Source organism: Aeromicrobium alkaliterrae (genome assembly GCF_039529015.1).
Lineage (GTDB): Bacteria > Actinomycetota > Actinomycetes > Propionibacteriales > Nocardioidaceae > Aeromicrobium > Aeromicrobium alkaliterrae.
In genome coordinates, this window is record NZ_BAAAME010000002.1 from 1,215,314 (window position 1) to 1,220,959 (window position 5,646).

Consider the following 5,646-nt stretch of genomic DNA (forward strand, 5'->3'; position numbering starts at 1 on the left):
CCCGGGGCGTCGTGGTCAGTGACTCAGTGCGTCACGCGACGTCTCAGTAGACGTCGAGCGGTGCACCGTCCGGGATGGCCGACGGCGCGAGCTCGCCGCTCGGGCCCTCGTTGCTGAAGAACAGACCGTTGGCGCGGTACAGGAACGCCGCCATCTGCTCACGCAGCACCGGCTGACCACCGCGGAAGCTCGGCTTGCCGCTCGGCTCGGCGTAGCCCGTCGTGATGCCCTCCAGGGCGAGCCACTCGATCTGGTTGAAGAACGTCGACGAGGACGGGACGTCGCGGAACGACGCCGGCTCGCTGCCGTGCGTGTATCCCGAGTCGTACGCGCGGTACAGGAACGCCGCCATCTGCTCACGCAGGACCGGCTGCGACGGGGCGAACGAGCGGGTGCCGTCACCGTTGGAGTAACCGGTGGAGATGCCCGTGTCGTACAGCCAGGAGATCTCGCGGTAGAACGTGGCCGTGGTGGGCACGTCGGTGAAGCGCGAGAACTGCGGGGCCTCGTACCAGTCGTCGCCCGCCAGGCGGAACAGGAACGCGGCCATCTGCTCGCGCAGCACGGCCTGGCCCGGACGGAACGTGCCGTCCGCGTAACCGGTCGTGACGCCCAGCGACGAGAGCCAGTTGATCTCGTAGGAGAACGTGTTGCCGACGGTGTCGGTGAACGGCAGGACCTCACCCTCGCCCAGGCTCGACGCCTGGATGAACGCCTCCTGCGAGAACGTCTCGTCCTTGAGCGCACGGATCTCGACGTACACCGGCGCGCCGGGGATCAGGTCGGTGATGGTGTACGACAGCGGGTCCTCGGCGTCCACGTAGAGGAAGTCGTAGTAGCTGGGGCCGTAGATCGTGATCTGGTACTCGGAGACGTCCGGCGTGGCCGAAGCGTTCCACGCCACCGTGACCTCGCCGGGCGGCGGGGTCGGCGTCTTGACGATGCGCAGGTTCGTGGGCGGCGCCGGGGTGTCGCCGGGCGCTGCCGAGGCCGACAGCGTGGCCGCCGGCGCGAGCGTGAGCGCCAGACCGGCGATCAGCGCTCCGACGAGACGTCGGTGACGTCGGATGGAGGTGGACATGCAAGCTCCTGGGGGGATGAGGAGATCTGCCCCGGCCCGGTGACTCGAGTCGGAACCAGCGCGAGTGCGCCTGGCTCACTATGACCCCGATCACACCGTCAGGATGGAGAATCCAGATTTTCGTTCCTCAGACCCCAGGGACGATGCGGAGGTCGCGCGTCACGCCGTCGCCGAGCGCCTCCAGCGCCGCCTGGTACGCCTCGCCGTCGTGGGCGGCGACGGCCGCCTCGACCGACTCGAAGGCGATGACGACCGAGCGCTCCGAGCGCCCGGCCTCGTAGTAGGCGCTCGGCAGCCCGCGGGCGAGGAACGTGCCGCCGGCGGCGGTGATGGCCGGGCCCGCGAGCTCGGCGTAGGCCTGGAGCTTGTCGGCGTCGTGCACCTCGAGGTACGTGCTGATCCAGTAGGCAGTCATGCCGCAATGGTGTCAGGCAGCGTGCCTCAGCCGGCGCCGAGGTGAGCGTGCACGAGCGAGACCACGGAGGCGCCCTCGCCGGTCGCTGACGCGACGCGCTTCATCGACCCGGCGCGGACGTCGCCGGCGGCGAAGACCCCCGGCACCGACGTGGCGAGGTTCGCAGGCGGCAGGTCGCCGATCCAGAGCTCCTTCGGGACGTCGCGACCGGTCAGGACGAAGCCGTCGCCGTCGCGGACGATCTCACCGGGGAGCCACTCGCAGTGCGGCTCGGCGCCGAGCAGGAGGAAGAGGCCCCCGGCGTCGACGCGCTGGCGACCGGCCCCGGCCGTCTCGAGCTCGAGCCACTCCAGACGGGCCTCGCCACCGCCGTCGACGACCTGGGTCGAGGGGCGCACCGAGATGCGCCGGTTGAGCTCGATCTCGGCGATCAGGTACGACGACATCGTGGCGGCCAGCGTGGGGCGGCGGACGACGATCGTGACCGAGCGCGCAAAGCGGGCCAGGTGCACCGCAGCCTGCCCGGCGGAGTTCCCGCCGCCGACGACGAAGACGTCGCGGCCCTCCATCTCGCGGGCGGCGGACATCGCCGCGCCGTAGTGGACGCCCGACCCGACGAGCTCCTCGAGCGGCTCGACGCGCAGCTTGCGGTAGGCCACGCCGCTGGAGACCAGGACCGTGCGGGCCCGCACCTCGCCGGTGTCGGTGCAGAGCACGTGCGGCTGGCCGTCGACCCCGACCCGCAGCTCGTCGACGACCTGGCCGGCGTAGAACCGCGTGCCGAAGCGGAGCGCCTGGTTGCGCGCTCGCTGGGCCAGACGCATGCCGGAGATCCCCCGCGGGAAACCCAGGTAGTTGCGGATCATCGAGCTGGTGCCCGCCTGGCCGCCGATCGCCTCGGCCTCGAGCACGATCGTCGACAGGCCCTCCGACGCCGAGTAGACCGCCGCCGCGAGTCCGGCGGGTCCGCCGCCGACGATGGCCAGGTCGACGACCTGGTCGACGTCGATCTCGGTCGGGGCCCCGTAGAACGCCTGGGCGACCTCGCGCACGGTCGAGGGCTGGATCACCCGACGATCGCTCGCCATGACCAGCGGGAACGCCACCTCCCCGTCCCAGAGGTCGAGCACGTGCCGGCCCGCGTCGGTGTCGGGCTCCCACACCCGGTGGGGCATGCCCATGCGGTCCAGGAAGTCGCGGATCGCGAGGGTCAGGCCGTCGCGGACGGGCGAGATGACCTTGACCGAGACGACCTCGGGGTCCGGCACGGTGGCACCCCAGTCCGAGAGCAGCTCGGTCACGGCGTGGTGGAACTCCTCGTCGCGGGTGCCGCGCGGCATCAGCAGGAAGGCGTCGAACTCGCCCCGGGCCATCGCCGAGCGCAGCGCGGGGGCGTCGGTCAGGAACCGGTCCCAGTGCGCCGCGATGAGGCGGCGCGCCGTCGGCACCTTCTCGCGGAGCTTCGCGAAGCAGTGCAGCACCTCGGCGTCCGGCAGCACCGACTCGCTCGCCACGAGGGCGACCGTGCCCCCGGCGACGAGGATCTCGCGCGTCGTGACGAGCGCCTCGACGCACGACCCGGTGACCCGGACGTCGTACTCCTGCACGTAGCGCGCGAAGCCCGCCTGCATCTCGTCGGGATGGTCGGGGGCGATGAGGACGATCGCAGGTCCTGGGGTCACGCCCCCAGACTAGGAGTCGGAGCCACGGCTCGTCGCCAGGTGGCGCTCGAGGTACGGAGCGGTCACGCTGCCGTCCAGGCCCAGGACGTCGGCCGGCGTCGCCGCGGCGATGACCCGCCCGCCACGGTCCCCGCCGCCGGGGCCGATCTCGATGACCCAGTCCGCCGCCGCGACGACCCGCATGTCGTGCTCGACGACCACGACGGTGGCGCCGGTGTCCACGAGTCGTCCGAGCACCCGCACGAGGTCGCGGACGTTGACGGGGTGCAATCCTCCGGTCGGCTCGTCGAGCACGAACACCGTGCCGTCGCGGCGCGGGCGCTGCAGCTCGGTCGCGAGCTTGATGCGCTGCGCCTCACCGCCGGAGAGCTCGGTCGCGGGCTGCCCGAGGGTCAGGTAGCCCAGGCCGACGTCGAGCAGCGTCGTCAACGACCGGGTGATGCCGGGGACGTCGTCGAAGAACGTGGAGGCCTCGTGCACCGTCATCGCGAGCACCTGGCCGACGTCGCGACCCTGGTACTGCACCTCGAGCGTCTCGGGGTTGTACCGGGAACCCGCGCAGGTGGGGCACGAGGAGTAGCTCGTGGGCAGGAAGACCAGCTCGATGGCGATGAAGCCCTCGCCCTCGCACGTCGGACAGCGTCCCTCGGCGACGTTGAACGAGAAGCGGCCGGCGGCCCAACCCCGCTCCTTCGCCTCCGGCGTGGCGGCGAACAGGCGACGCACCGCGTCGAAGAGTCCCGTGTAGGTCGCCAGGTTGGACCGCGGCGACCGGCCGATCGGGCGCTGGTCGATCGCGACGACACGACGCTCGTCGTCGGCGTCCAGGCGTTCGGCGATCGCCGTCAGCAGCGACGACTTCCCGGCACCCGAGACGCCGGTGACGGCCGTCATGACGCCCATCGGGAGCCGGACGGTCACGTCCTGGAGGTTGTTCGTCGCCAGGTGGTCGATCTCGCGCCACTCGTCGGGCAGTCGCGGCGTGTGGACCGGCGTCTCGTCGCGACCGAACATGAACTCGGCCGTGGCGGAGCCCTCGACGGACGCCAGGGCCTCCGGCGGTCCGCTGTGCACGACCAACCCCCCGAGGACCCCGGCTCCCGGTCCGACGTCGACGACCCAGTCCGCGCTGCGGGCGATCGAGAGGTCGTGCTCGACGACGAACAAGGAGTTCCCGGCCGCGACGAGCTCGCGCAGCGCGGCGTAGAGCGCCTCCGAGTCGGCGGGGTGCAGACCGGCCGACGGCTCGTCGAGCACGTAGAGCACCCCGAACAGCCCCGCGCGGAGCTGCCCGGCCAGGCGCACGCGCTGCAGCTCGCCCGCGGAGAGCGCCGTGCTCGAGCGGTCCATCGACAGGTAGCCGAGCCCGAGCGAGATGATCGCCTCGACCCGGGCTCCGAAGTCCTTGACCAGCGAGCGAGCCGCTGACGCCGCGGCCGCGCCGTGCCGGTCGGTACCTCGTGCCTGCTGCTCCAGCCCGTCGTCGAGCAGCTGGCACACGCTCGACAGGGGCATCGCGGCCATGTCGGCGATGTCGACCCCGGCGAACGTCACCGCCAGGGCCGCCGGTCGCAGCCGCTTGCCGTGGCACGTCGGGCACGGTCCGTCGGCGATGAACGCCTCGAGCTTCTCGCGCTGCGAGGCCGACTGCGTCTTCGCGAGGTTGCGCATCAGGAACGTCTCGGCCGACGACCAGTGGCCGTGGTACGCGCTCGCCTCCCCCTGCTTGTTGCCCTGCAGCAGCATGCGCGGGGTCTCGTCGGTGAACAGCAGCCAGTCGCGGTCGGCCTGCGGAAGCGTGTGCCACGGGGCGTGGATGTCGATGCCGAGCTTCGTGACCATGCGGCGGACGTTGAGACCCACCCAGGCCTTCGTCGCCCACACGCCGATCGCGCCCTCGTCGATCGTGAGCGTCGGATCGGGCACGAGGAGCGCCTCGCTCGTGCGGCGGGCGACGCCGCTGCCCTGGCAGGTCGGGCAGGCGCCGACGGCGGTGTTCGGGGAGAACGCGGAGGCCGGGAGGTGCTCAGCGCCGTCCGGGTAAGTGCCGGCGCGGCTGTAGAGCAGGCGGAGCACGTCGGACAAGGAGCTCAAGGTGCCGAGCGTCGACCGTGAGCTGGTCGCGCCACGGGCCTGCTGCAGGGCGACGGCCGGCGGGAGCCCGTCGATCGTGCCCACCGCGGGCGCGCCCACCTGCGAGAGCAGCCGGCGCGCGTAGGGCGCCACCGACTCGAAGTAGCGGCGCTGGGACTCGGCGAAGATCGTGCCGAAGGCCAGGGACGACTTGCCCGAGCCGGAGACGCCCGTGAACGCCACGAGGCAGTCGCGCGGGAGGTCGACGCTGACGTCCCGCAGGTTGTGCTCCTGCGCACCCCGGACGCGGATCCATCCCGACGAGCCGGCGGGGAGGTCGTCGGTGGTGGCCATCTCGCCACCGTAGTCCGGACCACGACGGCACGAGGCCCCGG

General features: G+C 71.9%; 4 protein-coding genes. All 4 read right to left on the reverse strand.

The window, feature by feature from the left end:
- Window positions 1-43: 43 nt before the first annotated feature.
- The 4 genes from ABD127_RS07135 to ABD127_RS07150 all read right to left on the reverse strand — a co-directional run bounded on the left by ABD127_RS07135 (window position 44) and on the right by ABD127_RS07150 (window position 5,605).
- Window positions 44-1,081 (reverse strand): S-layer homology domain-containing protein, encoded by a 1,038-nt coding sequence (locus tag ABD127_RS07135; RefSeq protein WP_344199219.1) that lies wholly within the window; start codon window positions 1,079-1,081, stop codon window positions 44-46.
- A 127-nt stretch (window positions 1,082-1,208) separates the two neighbouring features.
- Window positions 1,209-1,496 (reverse strand): DUF1330 domain-containing protein, encoded by a 288-nt coding sequence (locus ABD127_RS07140; RefSeq protein ID WP_344199222.1) that lies wholly within the window; start codon window positions 1,494-1,496, stop codon window positions 1,209-1,211.
- A gap of 26 nt (window positions 1,497-1,522) precedes the next feature.
- The gene (locus ABD127_RS07145) at window positions 1,523-3,178 is read right to left on the reverse strand and encodes an NAD(P)/FAD-dependent oxidoreductase (protein ID WP_344199225.1); all 1,656 of its coding nucleotides are present in this window, start codon (window positions 3,176-3,178) and stop codon (window positions 1,523-1,525) included.
- Window positions 3,179-3,187: 9 nt separating this feature from the next.
- Complete coding sequence (locus ABD127_RS07150) at window positions 3,188-5,605, reverse strand: ATP-binding cassette domain-containing protein (RefSeq protein ID WP_344199227.1); 2,418 nt, start codon at window positions 5,603-5,605, stop codon at window positions 3,188-3,190.
- Window positions 5,606-5,646 lie beyond the last annotated feature (41 nt).